Source organism: Kitasatospora sp. NPDC004745 (assembly GCF_042873275.1).
Taxonomy (GTDB): domain Bacteria; phylum Actinomycetota; class Actinomycetes; order Streptomycetales; family Streptomycetaceae; genus Kitasatospora.
The window spans coordinates 324133-340567 of sequence record NZ_JBIALK010000003.1; the positions used below are offsets into that span (position 1 = coordinate 324133).

Annotated in this window: 12 protein-coding genes and 1 pseudogene; 3 read left to right on the plus strand and 10 right to left on the minus strand. The window is 74.1% G+C overall.

What is annotated here, in order from left to right; translation table 11 throughout:
• Positions 1-214: 214 nt before the first annotated feature.
• A complete protein-coding gene (locus ACFYUY_RS08405) occupies positions 215-1840 on the plus strand; it encodes an MFS transporter (RefSeq protein WP_387899548.1) in 1626 nt (541 codons plus the stop codon).
• An 86-nt stretch (positions 1841-1926) separates the two neighbouring features.
• Here ACFYUY_RS08405 and ACFYUY_RS08410 read toward each other — a convergent pair whose 3' ends face one another.
• The 3 genes and pseudogenes from ACFYUY_RS08410 to ACFYUY_RS08420 all read right to left on the minus strand — a co-directional run bounded on the left by ACFYUY_RS08410 (position 1927) and on the right by ACFYUY_RS08420 (position 4903).
• Positions 1927-3015 carry a chitinase gene (locus tag ACFYUY_RS08410; RefSeq protein WP_387899551.1) on the minus strand — a complete coding sequence of 363 codons (1089 nt, stop codon included), beginning with the start codon at positions 3013-3015 and terminating at the stop codon, positions 1927-1929.
• Between the two features lie 42 nt (positions 3016-3057).
• A pseudogene (locus tag ACFYUY_RS08415) lies at positions 3058-3678 on the minus strand (carbohydrate binding domain-containing protein); the annotation flags it as partial.
• Between the two features lie 223 nt (positions 3679-3901).
• Positions 3902-4903 (minus strand): helix-turn-helix domain-containing protein, encoded by a 1002-nt coding sequence (locus tag ACFYUY_RS08420; RefSeq protein WP_387899214.1) that lies wholly within the window; start codon positions 4901-4903, stop codon positions 3902-3904.
• Positions 4904-5024: 121 nt separating this feature from the next.
• Between ACFYUY_RS08420 and ACFYUY_RS08425 the strand changes: the two genes are divergently transcribed.
• Positions 5025-5447: a hypothetical protein gene (locus tag ACFYUY_RS08425; RefSeq protein WP_387899215.1), complete on the plus strand. Its 423-nt coding sequence runs from the start codon at positions 5025-5027 to the stop codon at positions 5445-5447.
• Positions 5448-5552: 105 nt separating this feature from the next.
• On the opposite strand, the gene ACFYUY_RS08430 is transcribed toward ACFYUY_RS08425, so the two are convergent.
• A complete protein-coding gene (locus ACFYUY_RS08430) occupies positions 5553-7082 on the minus strand; it encodes an FMN-binding glutamate synthase family protein (protein ID WP_387899217.1) in 1530 nt (509 codons plus the stop codon).
• Positions 7083-7434: 352 nt separating this feature from the next.
• Here ACFYUY_RS08430 and ACFYUY_RS08435 point away from each other — a divergent pair, with 352 nt between their 5' ends.
• On the plus strand, positions 7435-9360 hold the full coding sequence (locus ACFYUY_RS08435; protein ID WP_387899219.1) for a lamin tail domain-containing protein: 1926 nt from the start codon (positions 7435-7437) through the stop codon (positions 9358-9360).
• A gap of 225 nt (positions 9361-9585) precedes the next feature.
• On the opposite strand, the gene ACFYUY_RS08440 is transcribed toward ACFYUY_RS08435, so the two are convergent.
• The 6 genes from ACFYUY_RS08440 to ACFYUY_RS08465 form a co-directional block, all read right to left on the minus strand.
• Positions 9586-10407 carry a sigma-70 family RNA polymerase sigma factor gene (locus ACFYUY_RS08440; RefSeq protein WP_360222175.1) on the minus strand — a complete coding sequence of 274 codons (822 nt, stop codon included), beginning with the start codon at positions 10405-10407 and terminating at the stop codon, positions 9586-9588.
• 541 nt (positions 10408-10948) lie between these two features.
• On the minus strand, positions 10949-11440 hold the full coding sequence (locus ACFYUY_RS08445; protein ID WP_387899221.1) for a hypothetical protein: 492 nt from the start codon (positions 11438-11440) through the stop codon (positions 10949-10951).
• Positions 11437-12507 carry an SCO0930 family lipoprotein gene (locus ACFYUY_RS08450; RefSeq protein WP_387899224.1) on the minus strand — a complete coding sequence of 357 codons (1071 nt, stop codon included), beginning with the start codon at positions 12505-12507 and terminating at the stop codon, positions 11437-11439. Before ACFYUY_RS08450 ends, ACFYUY_RS08445 begins: the two co-directional genes overlap by 4 nt.
• A 136-nt stretch (positions 12508-12643) precedes the next feature.
• Entirely contained in the window at positions 12644-14080 is a 1437-nt protein-coding gene (locus tag ACFYUY_RS08455; RefSeq protein WP_387899227.1) for an NADH-ubiquinone oxidoreductase-F iron-sulfur binding region domain-containing protein, read from the minus strand.
• A complete protein-coding gene (locus ACFYUY_RS08460; RefSeq protein WP_360222163.1) occupies positions 14077-14994 on the minus strand; it encodes a hypothetical protein in 918 nt (305 codons plus the stop codon). The genes ACFYUY_RS08455 and ACFYUY_RS08460 overlap by 4 nt, the downstream gene beginning before the upstream one ends.
• Positions 14991-16397: a DUF1996 domain-containing protein gene (locus tag ACFYUY_RS08465; protein ID WP_360222160.1), complete on the minus strand. Its 1407-nt coding sequence runs from the start codon at positions 16395-16397 to the stop codon at positions 14991-14993. Before ACFYUY_RS08465 ends, ACFYUY_RS08460 begins: the two co-directional genes overlap by 4 nt.
• Positions 16398-16435: the final 38 nt, after the last annotated feature.

The window sequence follows — 16435 nt, forward strand, 5'->3', positions numbered from 1 at the left end:
GCGACGTCTACCGGGATCGCCTGGGGATTCGGCGCGGCCGGGGACGAAGCTGTACAGCGCTCCGCGGGTGATCGGCGGCGGCGCCGCTCCCGGCGGCGGTCCGCCGGCGGGCCCGCGCCGGGAGCGGGCGCGCCGGACGGCGGCGCCCATCCAGCCGACGGTGTCGTCCGACACCCTCCGCAGCCGAAGGAACGTCCTCGTGAATTCCGCAACGATGCAGGGCCCCAGGGCCGGGCGGGGCATCACCCTCGTCATGGCCTGCCTGGGCGTCTTCGTCGCCTACCTGCCCGTCACCACCGTGTCGGTGAGCCTTCCGGCGATCCAGCGGGCGCTGGGCGCGTCGACGTCCCAGCTGTCCTGGGTGTCGGACGCCTTCGTGCTGCCGATGGCCGCGCTGATCCTGACCACCGGCGTGTGGGGCGACGTCCACGGCCGCAAGCGGGTGTTCCGGACCGGCACGGCCCTCTGCGCGCTGGGGGCGACGGTCTCACTGACGTCGGGCTCGGTGCAGTGGCTCTGGGTCGGCCAGGTGTTCTCCGGCCTCGGGGCGGCGGCGCTGCTGCCCACGACGCTGGCCCTGATCGGCCACGCCGTCCCCGACCACCGGGAGCGGGGGAGGTTCATCGGCCTGTGGGCGATGTCCCTGCTGGCCTCGCTCGCCGTGGGGCCGCTGATCGCGGGCGTGCTGCTGGAGCACGTCGCGTGGCGCTGGATCTTCCTCCTGCCCGTGCCGGTGTCGCTGGTCGTCCTGGTCGTGGCCGCGTTCCGGCTGCCCGACTCTCGCGCACCGCACGGCCGCCGGCTTGACTGGCCGGGCCAGATCACCGCCGCGGTGACCGTCACCGCGGTCGTCTACGGCGTCATCGAGGGCGGTGCGAACGGCTTCGGCGAGCCCGCCGTGGTCGGGGCCCTGGTGCTCGGCGCACTCGGCGCGGCGGTGTTCGTCGCGGTCGAGCGCCGCAGCTCCAGCCCGATGCTCGACCCGGCGCTGTTCCGCAGTCCCGCCTTCACCGCCACCGCCCTGGTGGCCATGATCAGCTTCCTGGGGCTGATCGGCTTCTTCTTCGTGCTGAGCCTGTACTTCGGCGTGGTCCAGCACCTGACGACCCTCCAGGCGGCCTCGCGGATGGTGATGGTCTCCGGGGCGTCCCTCGTCGCCAGCGTGCCGGTCGGCCGCCTGATGCACCGGGTGTCCGCCCGGATCATGATCACCGGCGGGCTGGTGGTCACGGCGGGCTCGCTGCTGTCGCTCACCGGCCTCGACGCCCACACCTCCTTCGGTTCGATCGCCTGGCGGCTGGTCCTGCTCGGCCTGGGCCTGGGCGCCGTCCTCACCCCGATGACCGCCTCCGCCGTCTCCGCCGTCCCGCACCACCTGGCCGGGATGGCCGCGGCCGGCAACAACGCCTTTCGGCAGGTCGGCGCCGCCCTCGGCCCCGCCGTGCTCGGCAGCCTGCTGACCACCCGCGCCCTCCACGCGCTCCCCGGTCACCTCGCCGAGGCGGGCGTCCCCGCGCAGACCGGCGAACGCGTCCTCGCCACCGCCCGGGAACACGGACTGGCCGCCGTGGCCGGGCTGGATCTGGACACCGCCACCGGGCAGGCCCTCGCCGCCCTGGGCGGGTCCTTCCTCGACGGTCTCCGGCTGTGCCTGGTCGTGTCGGCCTCGCTCGCCCTGCTCGCGGCCCTGGCCTGCGCCGTGCTGCTGCGGCCGGCCTCCTCGGCGGGGCGCCCCTCGGCGGTCGCCGCCGGATCCGCCGCCGCGCCGGCCGGGGCGGGCCCGGCGGCCCGGACCACCGACGGAGCCGCGTCCGGCCCGGAGCCGGTGCGCACGCCGTGACACCACGTCCCGTGCCCCGGACCGGATCCGGGGCACGGGACGTCAGCGGGTGCCGGGCAGGAGGCGTCCGGGAGGCCGCCGGGAGGTCAACGGCCCTGGAGGGCCTTGACGTTGTCGCCGAAGCTCCAGCCCTTCGAACCGTCCCAGTTGATCGACCAGGTCATCAGCCCCTTCAGCGAGCCGCTGAAGGCGTTCCACGACTGGCTGACCAGGCCCGGCGCCATGTAGCCGCCACCGGCGCCGGGTTGGGCCGGCAGGCCGGGAACCTGCTTGTCGTAGGGCACCTTGACGGTGGTGCCCTGGATGGTGAGGCCGTTGTTCAGGCAGGTGGTCTGCACGGTGAAGCCCTGCACGGTGCCGGCCTGGTAGGAGTCGCCGGAGCAGCCGTACATGCTGCCGTTGTAGTACTGCATGTTCAGCCACCACAGCTGCCCGTTGTCGGCGTACTTCTTGATGATCGGCAGGTAGGCGCCCCAGATCGAGCCGTAGGTGACGCTGCCGCCGGTGACGTAGGCCGTCTCGGGGGCCATCGTCAGGCCGAAGCCCGCCGGCATCTGGGCGAGCACGCCGTCGATGATGCGCACCAGGTTGGCCTGGGAGGCGGAGAGCGTGTTGATGTTGCCGCTCCCGGACAGGCCGGTCTCGATGTCGATGTCGATGCCGTCGAAGTTGTACTTCTTCAGGATCGGGACGACGGTCGCCACGAACCTGTCGGCGACGGTGCTGGAGCTCAGGTCGATGCCCGCGGCGGCTCCGCCGATCGACATCAGGACGGTCGCCCCGGCCGCCTTGGCCTGGCACATCTCGGCGGGGGTCGAGACCTTGACGTTGGCGTCCATGCCGTCCTGCCACAGGACGGTGCCGTCGGAGAGGATCACCGGGAAGGCGGCGTTGATGACGTTGTAGCCGTGCGCGGCCATCCGGCTGTCCGTGATGGGGACCCAGCCCATGCCGGGGTGGACGCCGTTCGCGGCGCCGTCCCAGTTCTCCCAGTACCCCTGCAGGACCTTGCCGGACGGCTTGGGCTTGGTCGGGCAGGTGTCACCACCGGGCGGGGCGGTGGTGGGCGGCGCCGTGGTGGGCGGGGCGGTGGTCGGCGGCGCCGTGGTGGGCGGCGCCGTGGTCGGTGTGGCGGTCGGCGTGGGGGTGCTGCCGCCGGGGCCGGTGAGCGACACGTCGTCCGCGTAGTACGCGGGCTGCCCGTACCAGCCGTGCAGGTAGACGGTGACGGAGGTGGTGCTCGGCCCGGTGCTGAAGCCGACGCTGAGCTGGCCGTACGTCGCGCTGTTCGGCGTCCAGGTCGACTGGGCGCCCGACAGGCCGGTGCCGGTGGCGCCCAGGTAGACGTAGCTGCCCTGGACGTAGGCGCTCAGCGTGTACTGGGAGTTGGGCTGCACGCTGACGGTCTGGGTGCACTGGGCGCTGTCCTGGCCGGACGGCGTGGCCCTGAGCGCGGAGGCCCCGGAGTGGACGGGTGACGTGACGGCCGCGCCGGACCCGCCGGTGCAGGTCCAGTCGGAGAGTCCGGTCTCGAAGCCGGGGTTGGCCAGCAGGTTGGGGGTGGCGGCACCGGCCGTGACGGTACCGGCCACGGCGAGGCCCGCGGCGACGACGGCGGCGGCGCTCACCCCGGCGAGGGTGCGCCGGAGGACGGTCGGCCCGGGCCCGGTGCGGCCGGCGCTGTGGTTCGCCCGCGCGGCGTGCTCGACGCCCGCCCGGTGCGGGCGGGGAGCCCCGGGCGGCTCGGCGCCGGCCTGGGCGCCGTCGGGGCGGACGGGGTCCGGACCGGGGTGGAACCCGCCCGACGGGCGTGGAGTGCGCGACCTCCGACGGAACATGCTGTGCTCCCTTCCCGCCGAGCGTCATGGACATGACCGACGCGTGGGGGCGTGACGCCCGGCTCTGGGTGAGGTGGGGGGACATGTGGGGCTGTGCCGGACCGGATCGTAGGAGGGGTCGCAAGGCCGGGTCAATAGGTCTGGACCAATTGCGGGCAGGCTGGCCCGTTCCGGCGAACGACGCGCACACCGACGGGACCGTTGCCTCCGGCCAGTCCTGACGTCAGATCAGGTCTCCGCCGAGCCCCGGTGTCCCCTTGAGGCGCTGGTAGAGCACGTGGTGGGAGTGGCGCCTGCGGGTGACCAGCCCGGCCCGGTGCAGGATCTGCAGGTGGTAGGAGACCGTCGCCGGGCTCAGGTACAGCCGCTGGGCGAGCTCCGCGGTGGACCGGGGGTGGCCGAGCTCGGCCAGGATCCGCGCCCTCGTCGCGCCGATGAGCCTCGCCCCGCCCGACGGCGCCAGGCAGTCCGCGGGGGCCGCGGGATAGACGATCAGCGGGGTGCGGGGTGCGGGTGCGCCCGGCGGCTCACCCGCGCAGAAGATCGCCTGGTTGGCGAAGACGCTCGGCACCAGGATCACCGCGTCGGCCCGCAGCGTCAGGCCGTGCGGACTGCCCGGGCGGAGCCGGACCGTCAGTTCGCCGTCGCGCCACGCCAGGTTCGGGGCCAGCCGGTTGAGGGTGGCGGCGAGCCCGTGGTGCGCGATGTCGGTGGCCCGGGCGCTGACGTCCGCCTCCAGCCGGGTCCGGATGCCGGGCCAGGACGGCGCGAGGGCCGCGCGCCAGAACTGCGTCATCTCGTCCGCGAGGCGGTGCGCCAGGTACTGCTCCCCGCGTTCGAGGGCCCGGTGCAGCAGCCGCGGCGACGGCCGGTCCGAATCCGGGTCCCACGCATGGCCGTTGACGGCCAGCCCCAGCTCGTAGCCGATCCGTTCCGGCGGGGTGGTGACGACCCGGTGCAGGGCCGCGTCGAGGCTCGTCTCGAAGCCCTGCGACTCGGGCCGCAGGAAGTCCGGGGCGTAACCGCACGGCCCGCCGCCGCCCACCACGCCCAGCAACCCGAGCCGCTCCTGCGCCAGCGCCGCCCCGGCCCGGGCCCGCCACTCGGCGCTGAGCACCTTCGGCGTCCGCCCGAAGGCGTAGAGCAGGTCCTTCGCCGAATCCAGCGGGGACACCGCGAACCTGACGCTCCCCAGACCCTCGGCGCCCAGGCTGATCCGTATCACGGGCCGTACCCCCTCCGCACCGGCATCCGAAATCCATCGAATCACTCGACCGGCCCGAACGGCCCGGGATTCCCTGGATTCACCGCACCAGCCCGGCACCCCGACGAAGGGAACCACGACCATGACCACCCGCAGGACGCTCGCAGCGGCGGCCCTCGCCGCCAGCACCCTCGCCACCCTCGCGCTCGGCACCGGCAGCGCCCACGCCGTCACCTCAGGCATCTACTGCGGCGCGACCCAGCAGTTCGCCGGGGACGTCTACGCCCAGGCCTGCGTCAGCGTCAGCGGCACCTCCGTCTTCCCGCTCCTGCACGTCACCAACCACGGCAACCACGCGATCACCGGCGTGGTCTGGGTCAACCACCTCGGCAGCTACGAGGACTACAACACCTGTTACGGCATGACCGCGAGCGACCCGGGCTCCTGGTGCAACGCCGGCTGGGACCCGATCGGTGCGGGCGGCTACGCCCAGGCCCAGGGCCAGCTCGTCATCGACGGCTCCTGGTCCGGCAAGGTCTTCTCCCCCTCCGAGTACATCGGCTGACGCCGGTCCGGCGGGAGAACGGCTCCGCCCCGCGTGCCGGCCGGAGGCCTGCGCGCGGGGCGGAACACGATGCCGGGGTGCCGGGGCGGCGCCCCGGGCGGTGCGTCAGACGGCGGGACCGCCGGTGACCAGGGCCGTGATCGCGTCCCGGAGGTCCGGGCCGAGCTCGCCCCAGCCCTCCTTGTAGCCGTAGACGCCGGCCAGGGTGCGGGCCTCGTAGTCGCCGTTCATGATCTCGACGTCGTCCGGCGTGATGAGCGCCGGGTGGGCGACGCCGACGGCCCCCGAGACCTTCAGCAGCTCCTTGCGCAGGGTGCGCAGGTAGACGGCGGCCCGGGTGGCCTTGGAGGCCGGGTCGAGGCCGCGGGCCAGCCACGGGTTCTGGGTCGCGATGCCGGTGGGGCACTTGTCGGTGTGGCACTTCTGCGCCTGGATGCAGCCGATCGACAGCATCGCCTCACGGGCCACGTTGATCATGTCGACGCCCAGGGCGAAGGCCACGGCGGCGTTCTCGGGCAGGCCGAGCTTGCCGGAGCCGATGAAGGTCAGCTCGTCGGTGAGCCCCAGCTCGGCGAAGGTCCCGTAGACCCGGGAGAAGCCCATCCGGAAGGGCAGCGACACGGAGTCGGCGAACATCCGCGGCGCCGCGCCGGTGCCGCCCTCCCCGCCGTCGACCGTGACGAAGTCGACCCCGCGGTCACCGCGCGCCATCAGCGTGGCCAGCTCCTGCCAGAAACCCGCCTCGCCCACCGCGCTCTTGACGCCGACCGGCAGGCCGGTCTCGGTGGCGAGCAGCTCGACGAAGTCGAGCATCGAGTCGACGTCGCCGAAGGCGCTGTGCCGCGACGGGGAGGCGCAGTCCTCGCCGACGGGGATGCCGCGGATCGCGGCGATCTCCGGGGTCACCTTGGCACCCGGCAGCATCCCGCCGAGCCCCGGCTTGGCGCCCTGGGAGAGCTTGATCTCGATCGCCCTGACCGGGGCGCCGGCGACGACCTCCTTGAGCTTGTCGAGGTTGAAGCTGCCGTCCTCGTTGCGGCACCCGAAGTACGAGGTGCCGAGCTGGAGGACGAGGTCGCCGCCGTTGCGGTGGTACGGCGAGAGGCCGCCCTCGCCGGTGTTGTGCAGCGTGCCCGCGAGCGCCGCCCCCTTGTTGAGGGCCGTGACGGCCGCACCGGAGAGCGAGCCGAAGCTCATCGCCGAGATGTTCACCACGCTCGCCGGCCGGAACGCCCGGGCGCGGCCGCGCGGCCCGCCCAGCACCTTGGCCGAAGGCAGCGGGGCCTGCGGGTCGTGGGTGTCGGGCAGGGCGCCGGCGAAGGTCCGCTGCTTCAGGTAGGCGTGCCCCTGCACGTGCTCGACGTCGAGCTCCGTCCCGAAGCCGAAGTAGTTGTTCTGCTCCTTCGCCGACGCGTAGATCCAGGTGCGCTGGTCCCGGCTGAACGGGCGCTCCTCCTCGTTGGAGGTCACGATGTACTGCCGCAGCTCCGGCCCGATCCGCTCCAGCAGGTAGCGGGCGTGCCCGACCACCGGGAAGTTCCGGAGCAGCGCGTGCCTCCTCTGGGTGAGGTCGCGGGCGGCCAGCAGGGCCACCGCCGTCGCGGCGGCGGCAGCGCCGATCTTCCGGGCTTGCATGGACGGTCCTCCTCGGTGCACGACCCCGTCGCCGTGCGGTGGAGTCGCTGTGTCCTGTCGGGCGGTGGACGGCGGGCACGGGGCCGGGCAGGCGGCAGCGTCCGTCGAAGAATGCGACACGATGGTAAGAGGCCGACCGAACGGGCGTGCGGCCAGGGTCCGCTCCGGACCGCGGACCGCCCCCGGCGGGGCCCCGACCACCCCCGGTGGGGCCGCGGACGCCTGGCGTTCCGGTGCCCAGCAGACGGCATTCAGCCGGCGTACACGCCGTTTCAAGCTTGTGACATCAGAGTTCGGCCTCGTGCCTACCTCACACTCGCGTGCCGGCGTCGCCTCCGTGTGCGCCGCGGCTTTGACGTTCTCAGGACTGGTCGCCACCGGGCTCGTCGCCGCGCAGCCCGCGGCCGCCGCGGACCCGGCCGGCTACCAGAACGTTCGGATCAACGAGGTCACCTCGTCGAACAACGACACCGTGGAGCTCTTCAACACCGGCTCGACCGCCGTGAGCATCAGCGGCTGGAAGATGTCGGACGACGGCTTCTCCCCGCAGTCGTTCAGCCCGTCCTCCACCACCATCGCGGCCGGCGGCTTCGTCACCTTCAACTCCCCCAAGGGGCTGGGCGACTCGGACAAGCTGGTGATCTACACCGCCGACGGCACCGTGGTCGACCGCGTCGACTGGGCCTCCGGCGCGGCGAAGCCCGCGATGGCCCGCTGCGGCGGCGACGGCACCGGCGCGTGGGTGACCACGACCGCCGCGACGACCTTCGGCAGCGCCAACGCCCCGGGCTGCCCGTCCTCCCTCCCGGCGGCGAGCCGCATCCGGATCAACGAGGTCACCTCGGACGGCGCCGACACCGTCGAGCTGTACAACGGCGGCACCAGCGCCGTCGGCATCGGGTCGTGGAAGTACGTCGACAACGACACCACCCACGCCCCGGTCTCGATCTCGTCCTCCTCCCCGAGCGCCACCAGCATCCCCGCGGGCGGCTACGTCACCTTCAACTCCACCCTCGGGCTGGGCGACAACGACTCCGTCCTGCTCCTCGACGGCAACGGCACCACCGTGGACTCGGTGACCTGGGCGACGGGCGGCGCCAAGCCCTCGGACGAGCGCTGCGCCAACGGCACCGGCTGGTTCCGGACCGCCGTGACCGCGACGCCCGGCGGCGCCAACTCCTGCACGGGCGCCGGTGGCGGCGGTGGCGGCGGACAGACCGGCCACCTGCTCGGCGGCGGCGGCGCGCTCACCAGCGGCTGCACCCCCGAGGCCCCCGGCGGTACGGGTTCCACCCCGGCCGGCACCCTGGCCTGGCCGGGCGGCCTGGACGTCACGATCGCCGACAACGTCTGCGCGTTCACCACCTCCACCGGCCCCGAGGGCCGTGACCTGAGCGGCCTGGCCTTCGACCCGGCGAACCCGTCCGTGCTGTGGGCCGCGAAGAACAAGAACTGGCTGTACAAGCTGGTCAAGAGCAACGGCAAGTGGGTCCCGGACCCGTCGTGGAGCGCGACCGGCAAGCAGATCCGCTTCGCGGGCGGCACCGGCCAGCCCGACTCCGAGGGGCTGACCGTCGGCGCCAACGGCCACGTCTACGTGACCTCCGAGCGCGACAACGGCAACAACACCGTCCCCAAGGACACGATCATGGAGTTCGACCCGGCCGCGACCGGCTCGACGCTCACGCCGATCCACCAGTGGGACATGACCTCGCAGTTCCCGCAGCTCGACACCGGCAGCAAGGACGACGCCAACCTGGGCTTCGAGGGCGTCGGCTACGTGCCCGACAGCTGGCTGACCGCGAACGGCTGGGTCGACCCGCTCACCGGTGCCGCCTACAACCCGGCGAACTACCCGCTGCACGGCGCGGGCCTGTTCTTCGCCGGCCTCGAGTGGGACGGCACGCTGCACGTCTACGGCCTCAACTCCGACGGCACCTTCACCACCTTCGGCACGATCGCCACCGGCAAGGTCTCCGTGATGGACGTGACCTTCGACGCCGGGACCCAGCGCATCGTGGCGACCTGCGACAACACCTGCGGCGAGACGCACACCTTCCTGAAGGTCAACGCCTCGGGCGCGATCGTCCCGGACGTGACCTACACGAACCCCGCCGTCATGCCGGTCGACAACCTGGAGGGCTTCGCGCTCGCGCCGACCTCCACCTGCGTCAACGGCTTCCGCGAGGCGGTCTGGAGCGACGACGGCATCTACGGCTTCGGCTCCGGGACTTCCTCCTACGGGCACTCGCTCTACAGCGGCACCTTCCCCTGCTGAACCGTCCGACCGCCGAGTGAGCGGCGCGGGAGCCCGTCGGGCACCCGCGCCGCGCGCAGTTCCGGAGCTCCCGGCAGACGGGGTCACGACCGCGACCGTCCCCGTCCGGCGGGAGCTTCGTCGACGGGTTGACGGGCACCGGAACCGGCCCGGACCGCCTCCCGGCGGTCCGGGCCGACCGCTCCGCGCCGGGCCCCGCCGCCTCCGGCGCCTGTCGGCGGCGGCTCAGTGCGGCCGCACCGGCACGTGGCGCAGCGGCACCATCGTGGAGGTCCCGATGCTGGAGTTGGCCCGGCGGAACTGTTCCGCGACCCGCCCGCAGCCGGGGCACTCCTGCAGGTGCCGGGCCAGCTCACGGGCCCGGCGGCGGCCCGGGCGGCGGGCGGCTCCGGTCAGCACCGACGTGAAGTACAGGCACCCCTGCCCCGTGCCCTCGTCCAGGTGCGCGCTCAGGTACGCCTCGCGCAGGCCCCCGCGGGCGCGGGCCGCGAGGGAGCGCACCCCGCTCGGGGTCATGCTCATCCGCTGGGCGACGGTGGCGGCGGACTCGCCCTCGACCACGAAGAACCAGAGCAGCACCTGCCACCGTTCGGGGAGGGCGCGGTAGGCGCCGGCGATGAGCGCCGTCTCCTCGGCCGCGAGCAGCGCGTCCTCGGTCTCGGCCTCGTCGGCCAGGCACTCCGCCCAGGTGTGGAAGTCGGCCGCCAGGACGACGCGGTCCCTGGTCTGGGCGCTCCACTCCATGGCGGTCCGGCGGACGCAGGCCTTCAGGTAGGGGCGCCAGGCGTGCCGGGGGCCACGGCCGCGGGCCACGGACTGGTAGGTGCTGGCGTAGGCCTCGGCGGCGAGGTCCTGGGCCGTCTGCTGGTCCCGGCAGAAGTGGCGGGCGTAGGCGAGCACGGCGCCGTGGTGCCGGGTGAAGACCTCGGCCATGACCTCCCGGATGCGGGAGGCGCCGGTCGGGGTCGGTGTGGTGAGCACCTCCGCGAGTTCGGCGTCGCTCAGGGCGCTCAGTCCCGGTTCGCGGGTGCTGGTCAGAAGGGTCACCTTGTCCTCCTCGGCTATGGCCTTCGTCCGGCGGGGAGCTCGCGGGCCCGGCCGGTGGCACGGCCGCAAGGGCCGGAGTCGCCTGGACGAAGGTCGCGACGGCGGTCTGCTGCTGGGCCGTCGGGACGGTGTGGCGGGAAGGGCCTCAGCACACCAGTCCCACGGGTTTCGGGGCAACCGTCCGGGGGGAGCCGTGCGCCGGGTGATTCCGGATCCGAATGTGCGGAGTCGGTGTGCGGCCCGCCGGGCGGGTCCGGGGTGGTGCGGGAGGGGCCCGGGGGGTGGGCCTCGGCCCCGTCCCGGCCCGTGGCGAGGTCTCGTCAAGTGCCGGGGCCCCCGGATAACAGAAAAGGTCATACGGCATTCGCATGGTTGAACGACCCCCGCCGGCCGGGGCATGACACCGTGCCAGGCGTGTTCCGTAACAGCGTACTTGGGGCGGACACGCCGCCGGACGTACGCCGGCGAGGGCCCCCGCCGGCCCGACGCCGGTGGGGGCCCTCGCCCTTGTCGTCACTGCTCTCGCTGCCGCCCCGGGGCGTCACCCGCCTTCCGTGTGCGCGTGTCCGCCGGTGTGGTCGGCGCCGCCGACGACCGTCCCGCCGAGCAGCCCGTGCAGGAGGTCCGTGGTGGCGTCGGACAGCACCACCACCCATTCGTCGCCGACCAGGTACGACCCGCCGTAGGCCCGCGCCTCCTCGATCCAGGCCTGCTGGGCGCGCGGGGTGGGGAAGGTGGCGATCCAGGTCTCCTCACCGCCGACGGTGCACAGGCCCTGCCGGAGGTCCGCCGCGTCGGCGGTGATCTCCGCCGCACAGCCGATCCGCTGCGCCAGCTCCTCGACGGAGCTTCCGCCCGGTCTCCGTGCGGCCTGCGAGGTGCCGGCCTGCGAGGTGCCGACCAACCCGCCGGATCCCCAGAGCAGTTCGGTGGCCCCGAGGGCGAGCAGGACGGTCAGCGCGGCCCACTTGAGCGGGGCGCCGACGCGCCGGCCGGGGCCGGCCGGCGCGAGGGCGGGGCCGGGAAGCCTCACTTGCCCGTCGCCGGCTTGCCCTGCGGGTTGATGGCCGTCCACTGGTTCCCGGCCAGTCCGTTGCCGAGGGCGTCACCGTAGCCCTTGTCGCCCGAGTAGACGTACACCGGCGTGCAGTTGATGCTCAGCTGCCAGGTGCCGTCCGGGCGCTGCATCTTGCCGACGAGCTTCGGGTCGACGCCCTTGATCTTGGCCGGGTCCACCGGCGCCGCGGGCATCCAGGTCTTGAGGCAGTCCCCCTCGCAGTTGGAGCGCATGGGCCAGGCGGTGTCCTTCCCGTAGTGGTAGAGGGTCCGGCCGTGGGCGTCCACCATGATCGGGCCGAGCTGGGGGTGGTCGAAGATCGAGAGCTGCGCCCCGGCCGGGGGCTGCGGGGAGGACGGCGGCATCGGGGCGGCCGTCGCCGTGGGCGCGGCAGTGGGCGCGGCCGTGGCCGTCGCCGTGGCCGTCGCGGACGGCTGCGCACCGGCACCGGCGCTCGCGGCCTTGGACCCGTCCGGCGCCAGGGCGTGCCAGGTGCCGCCCACGCCCTCGCCCTTGGTGTCACCGGGCGCGGTGTCCTGCGCGTAGCGGTAGGCGGGCCAGCCACCCACCGTCAGCTGGTGGGAGCCGTCACCCCGGACGATCTCACCGAGCTTGGCCTGGTCGATGCCGGTGCCCGCCATGGTCATGGCGTCCTTGGTGACGGGCGGCCAGGTGGTGGCACAGGCGCCGGCGCAGTTGGACATCGGCGGCTTGGCCGTGTCCTTGTCGAACCGGTAGAGCGTGAAGCCCTGGCCGTCCGTCAGGACGGAGCCGAGCTTGTCGTCCACCCGGACGGCCAGCTGCCCGCCGGGTCGGCCGCCGCCGGCCGCCGGCGAGGCCGAGGCCGACGATCCGTAGTCGCCGTAGGAGCCGTAGCCACCGGCCGGGGCCGGCGCCGTCGCCCCGGCCAGCTGCCCGGGGTCGGTGCTCCCCTTGGCGGATTCGGCGCTGCTGCTGCCGTTGCCGAAGGCCGCCATCAGCACGAGGCCGGCCAACAGGAGGCAGACCGCCACCAGTCCGTAGCGTTTCGTGGTCGTCGTCAAGGTGTTCCTTGCCTTTCCATCGATGGAGCCAGGGATCCCACGGGCGGTACGAGCCCGGGATCCGAAGGGGTACGGGACCGGACCGGTCGGGTCCGGAGCGGGTGGAACGGTGGCGCGCGGGCCGCGGCGCGGCGGCTCACTGGATCCGCAGCGCCAGGGCCGGGCAGCGGTCGACCGCGCGGGCCGCCTGCTGGAGCAGCTGCGGCGGGACGGGCATCACACCGGCGGAGGGGAAGCCGTCCGCCTCCAGGCTGATGACCTCGGGCAGGACGCTGGTGCAGAGCCCGTGGGCCTCGCAGAGCGTCCAGTCCACGACGATGCTCCCGGCGCTCTCCACGGCCGGCATCGGGAGCACGCCCTGCACGGGCCGGCCGCAGCCGTAGCGCTGCCCGTGCAGGTGCAGGTCCTCGTCGAAGACCTCCAGGGCCGAGGCCACGAACCGGGAGGCCGCATCGGGGTGGCTGCACGCACCCCGGCCGGTGACCGCCCGCATCCTGGTCTCGACGACGTCCAGGGCGGCCCGGCCGCCGCCGCGCACCACCTCCTCCAGCGCCTTCACCAGGGCCGGCAGCCCGAGGTAGCACGGCCCGCACTGGCCCGCCGTCTCGTCGGCCAGCCAGCGGGCGACCCGGAGCACCTCGCCCAGCGGGCAGGTGGTGTACGGCAGCGGCAGGATCGCGCCGGCGCCCAGGGCCCCGCCGAGGCTGCGCAGGGACTGCCGGGACACCTCCGCGGTGGCGGCGGCCGCCGGGGTCAGCCACGTGCCGTGGTAGCCGCCGGTCAGCACGCCCTGCCCGGCGTCCAGGCCGAACATCGCCAGCAGCTCGCCGAGCGGGACGCCGGTGGGCGTCTCCACCACCCGGGAGCCGGCGAGGGTCAGCAGGACCGTCCCCGGCTCCGCGGGGGTGCCGACCTCGCGGTAGGGCAGCGCCCCGAGGCGGGCCGCGACCGCGAGCTGCGCGTAGGTCTCGGCGTTGGAGAGCAGGGTCGGCACTCCCCGGACCCCGCTGTCGCTGGTCCGCACGCCGCCGCCGCGCGGCAGGGCGATCCCGCTGGAGATGCCGCGGGCCAGCGCGCTCCCCTCCCCCGAGACGAACCGCTCGGGGAGCCGGACGACGGACACCGGCACCCGGGTGACCCTCCGCTCGGCCAGCGCCCTGCGCAGCGACTGCTCAGTGTCCCCGCGGGTGACCCCGAGCGTCACCTGCTCGGCGTCCAGGGCGTCCGCCGCCAGCAGGGCGCCGTCCAGGACGAGGTGCGGGGTGCGCAGCAGCAGGGCCGCGTCCTTCAGGCAACTCGGTTCTCCTTCGGTGCCGTTGACCACCACGACCGGGCGGGCCCGGCGCCGGGCGGCCGCCTTGACGACGGCCCGGAGCTTGCGGGCGAACGGGAAGCCCGCCCCGCCCCGCCCCCGCAGGTCGACGTTCTCGGCGAGGTCGGCCAGCTCGTCGGCCGGCAGCGTCGGCATCCCGCCGTGCACGACCAGGTGGGCGCGGTGGTCCAGGCGCTCGTCGCGTTCGAGGCCGGCGAACAGGACCGGCCGGCCGAGCCAGGCGATCGGTGCACCGCTCATCCGTCCCGTCGCCGCCGTCCGGTGCCGAGGCCGACCCGCGGCCGGTCGGCCGCCTGCGCGCGGCCCGGGGCCGCGGGGCGGATCGGGGCGGCCGGGCGGACGGGGGCGCCGGGCCGGCGTTTGCTGCCACCGTTGCGCAGGGCCATCCGCAGCCCGAGCACCACGATCACGCCGACCACGGCCGCTCCGTAGAGGACGGAGACCCAGGGGGCGGGCAGCCGGCCCGCGTGCAGGCCGTGGACCAGGGCGGCGCCCCACGCCGGGTAGGCGCAGATGTGGACGATCCGCCACCGGCGCGCCCCGCCGGTCCGGGCCAGCAGCCCGCGGGCCGCCCCGGCGAGGGCCACGGCGAGGAGCAGGTAGCCGGCCAGGACGCCCAGTCCCAGGACCACCGGCCGGTGCGGGTCCGCGAAGGGGACGAACGCCGCGAGTGCGCCGATCCGGTGCTGGATCAGGTTCATCCACACGTGCAGGACGAGGAAGACCACGCCGGCGACGCCCATCGCCCGGTGGATCGCCTGGGCGGCCAGCCGGTGGACGGGGTAGAGCAGCAGCCGGTCGGTCGCGGCGAGGCCCCACAGCACCGCGGAGGAGAAGGACACCAGGGTGATGACCCCGGCGGCCACCCCGAGGAACGCCTGCAGCGCGCCGTTCACCGCCACGGCTGTCAGACCGAGTGCCACCGCGAGCACCGGGAGCAGCGACCAGGCCCTGCGCGCACCCGGGCCGCCGGGTTCGGGGCGGTCCCCGGCGGTGCCGTCCGGCACCGGCTCCGCGCCGGCGACCCGGCGCACCTGGCGTCCGCGGCCCGCCCTGCGCGCCCGGCCGGCCCTCGCCGGCCCGGCGGCCGAGTGCCAGGCCAGGCGTCCGTCCTCCGTCACCATCGCAGAGCCCTCCGGGCTGGTCGGGGTCATCCGCAGCGACGCCCCTCGTTGATGCAGCTCGCCATCTGGTCCAGCAGGTTGCGGTTCATCACGTTGATGAAGTCCCCGTGGTCGGTGATCGGGTTGTGGAGCTGCTCGGGGAAGGTGTCGACGGCGAAGCGCACGCCGGACGGCACGTCGTAGGCGACGCGCTCGGTCAGCTGGGGGATCGCCCGGAAGTTCTTCGGGCAGCTGCCGTCCGCCCGGGAGAAGGCGGTGTGGGTGCGGTGGTTGGCGCTGTCGACGTTCCGGCCGTCCCAGCAGTCCGGGAACTTCAGGGTCCGCACCACCCGGCTGCCGTTGGGGCAGATCGGGTACTTGTCGGCGAGCTGGCGGTCCTCGAAGCCGGTGCAGCTCCAGGAGGCGTGGGCGTTGGCCGGGCCGTTGGTCAGCGCCTTGGCGTCGCCGGTGATGATCCGCAGGAAGCGGGTCATCGGCTGGACCTTGTTCCCGGCGGCGGAGGAGTAGGTGATCCCGACCTCGGCCGGCTGCAGGATGCGCCCCACGTTGCGGTCCTTCCCGCCGCCCGGCGCCTTGGCGTCCTTCTCGGCGACGCCGTCGAGGACTCGCAGCACCGGCCAGTAGTAGGCCGACTGGTCGCCGTTGGAGCAGGTGGTGCCGGCGCCGGCGAGCTTGCCGTTGGCGGAGAACGCGTCGGTGACGAGGTTGCCGACGTAGTCGTGCATGTGGTGGGCGCCGTTGCTCACCCCGGGCGCCACGATCACGTTGTCGGGGTTGAGGTGGCGGTTCTCGTTGCGCCCGCACTGCGAGGTGAAGGTGCCGGTGGCCGGGCCGGTGCGGCTCGGTTTGGCGGTGTTCGGATTGACGGTCCTGATGTCGACGAAACCGCGCCCGAGGCCCTGCTTCCCGCCGGCCGCCGCCGCGTTGCGGTCGGCCGCCGCGCTCTTGTCCTCGGGGGCGTAGTCCTGGGCCGAGGAGTCGACCACCAGGTCGTGCCGGATGGCGCAGGTGGCGAGCCCGGAGACGTCCTCGGGCAGACCGGAGTCGGGGCCGGCACTGGCCGCGAGCTTGCGCAGGGTCGCCGACCGCTTGTCGGCCAGCTCGCCCATCACGCGCTGCTCGCCGCCTCCGGCGCCGGGCTCGGAGAGGCTGCGGTACGCGTCCGCCACCTGGACGTCGAGGTCGGCGAGGTCCTGGCCGACCTCGGGCTGGGCGGCCTCCGGCACCGAGGCCAGCGCGTCGCCGACGTCCGCGCAGGCGACGGTGCCCGGCTGGGTGCCGGCCGCCTGGGAGGCGGACTGCGGGGAGCGCGACGGGCGCTGCCCGGCGAACGCGGCCGCGGCGAGCACCGAGGCGCCGCTGACCGCCAGTATCCCGGCCAGCAGAAGGGCGAGTGCCTTCCGCCTGGCCGTGTCACGTTTGTGAATCCTCATCTTGGCACCTTCGGAACGGGATCGGGCCTGTGGGACAG

What these genes read in the sequence shown, in the direction of transcription:
- ACFYUY_RS08405 (WP_387899548.1), top strand. Translation starts at nt 215, where the DNA reads ATGCAGGGCCCCAGGGCCGGGCGGGGCATCACCCTCGTCATGGCCTGC.
- ACFYUY_RS08425 (WP_387899215.1), top strand. Translation starts at nt 5,025, where the DNA reads ATGACCACCCGCAGGACGCTCGCAGCGGCGGCCCTCGCCGCCAGCACC.
- ACFYUY_RS08430 (WP_387899217.1), bottom strand. Translation starts at nt 7,082, where the DNA reads ATGCAAGCCCGGAAGATCGGCGCTGCCGCCGCCGCGACGGCGGTGGCC.
- ACFYUY_RS08455 (WP_387899227.1), bottom strand. Translation starts at nt 14,080, where the DNA reads ATGAGCGGTGCACCGATCGCCTGGCTCGGCCGGCCGGTCCTGTTCGCC.
- ACFYUY_RS08460 (WP_360222163.1), bottom strand. Translation starts at nt 14,994, where the DNA reads ATGACCCCGACCAGCCCGGAGGGCTCTGCGATGGTGACGGAGGACGGA.
- ACFYUY_RS08465 (WP_360222160.1), bottom strand. Translation starts at nt 16,397, where the DNA reads ATGAGGATTCACAAACGTGACACGGCCAGGCGGAAGGCACTCGCCCTT.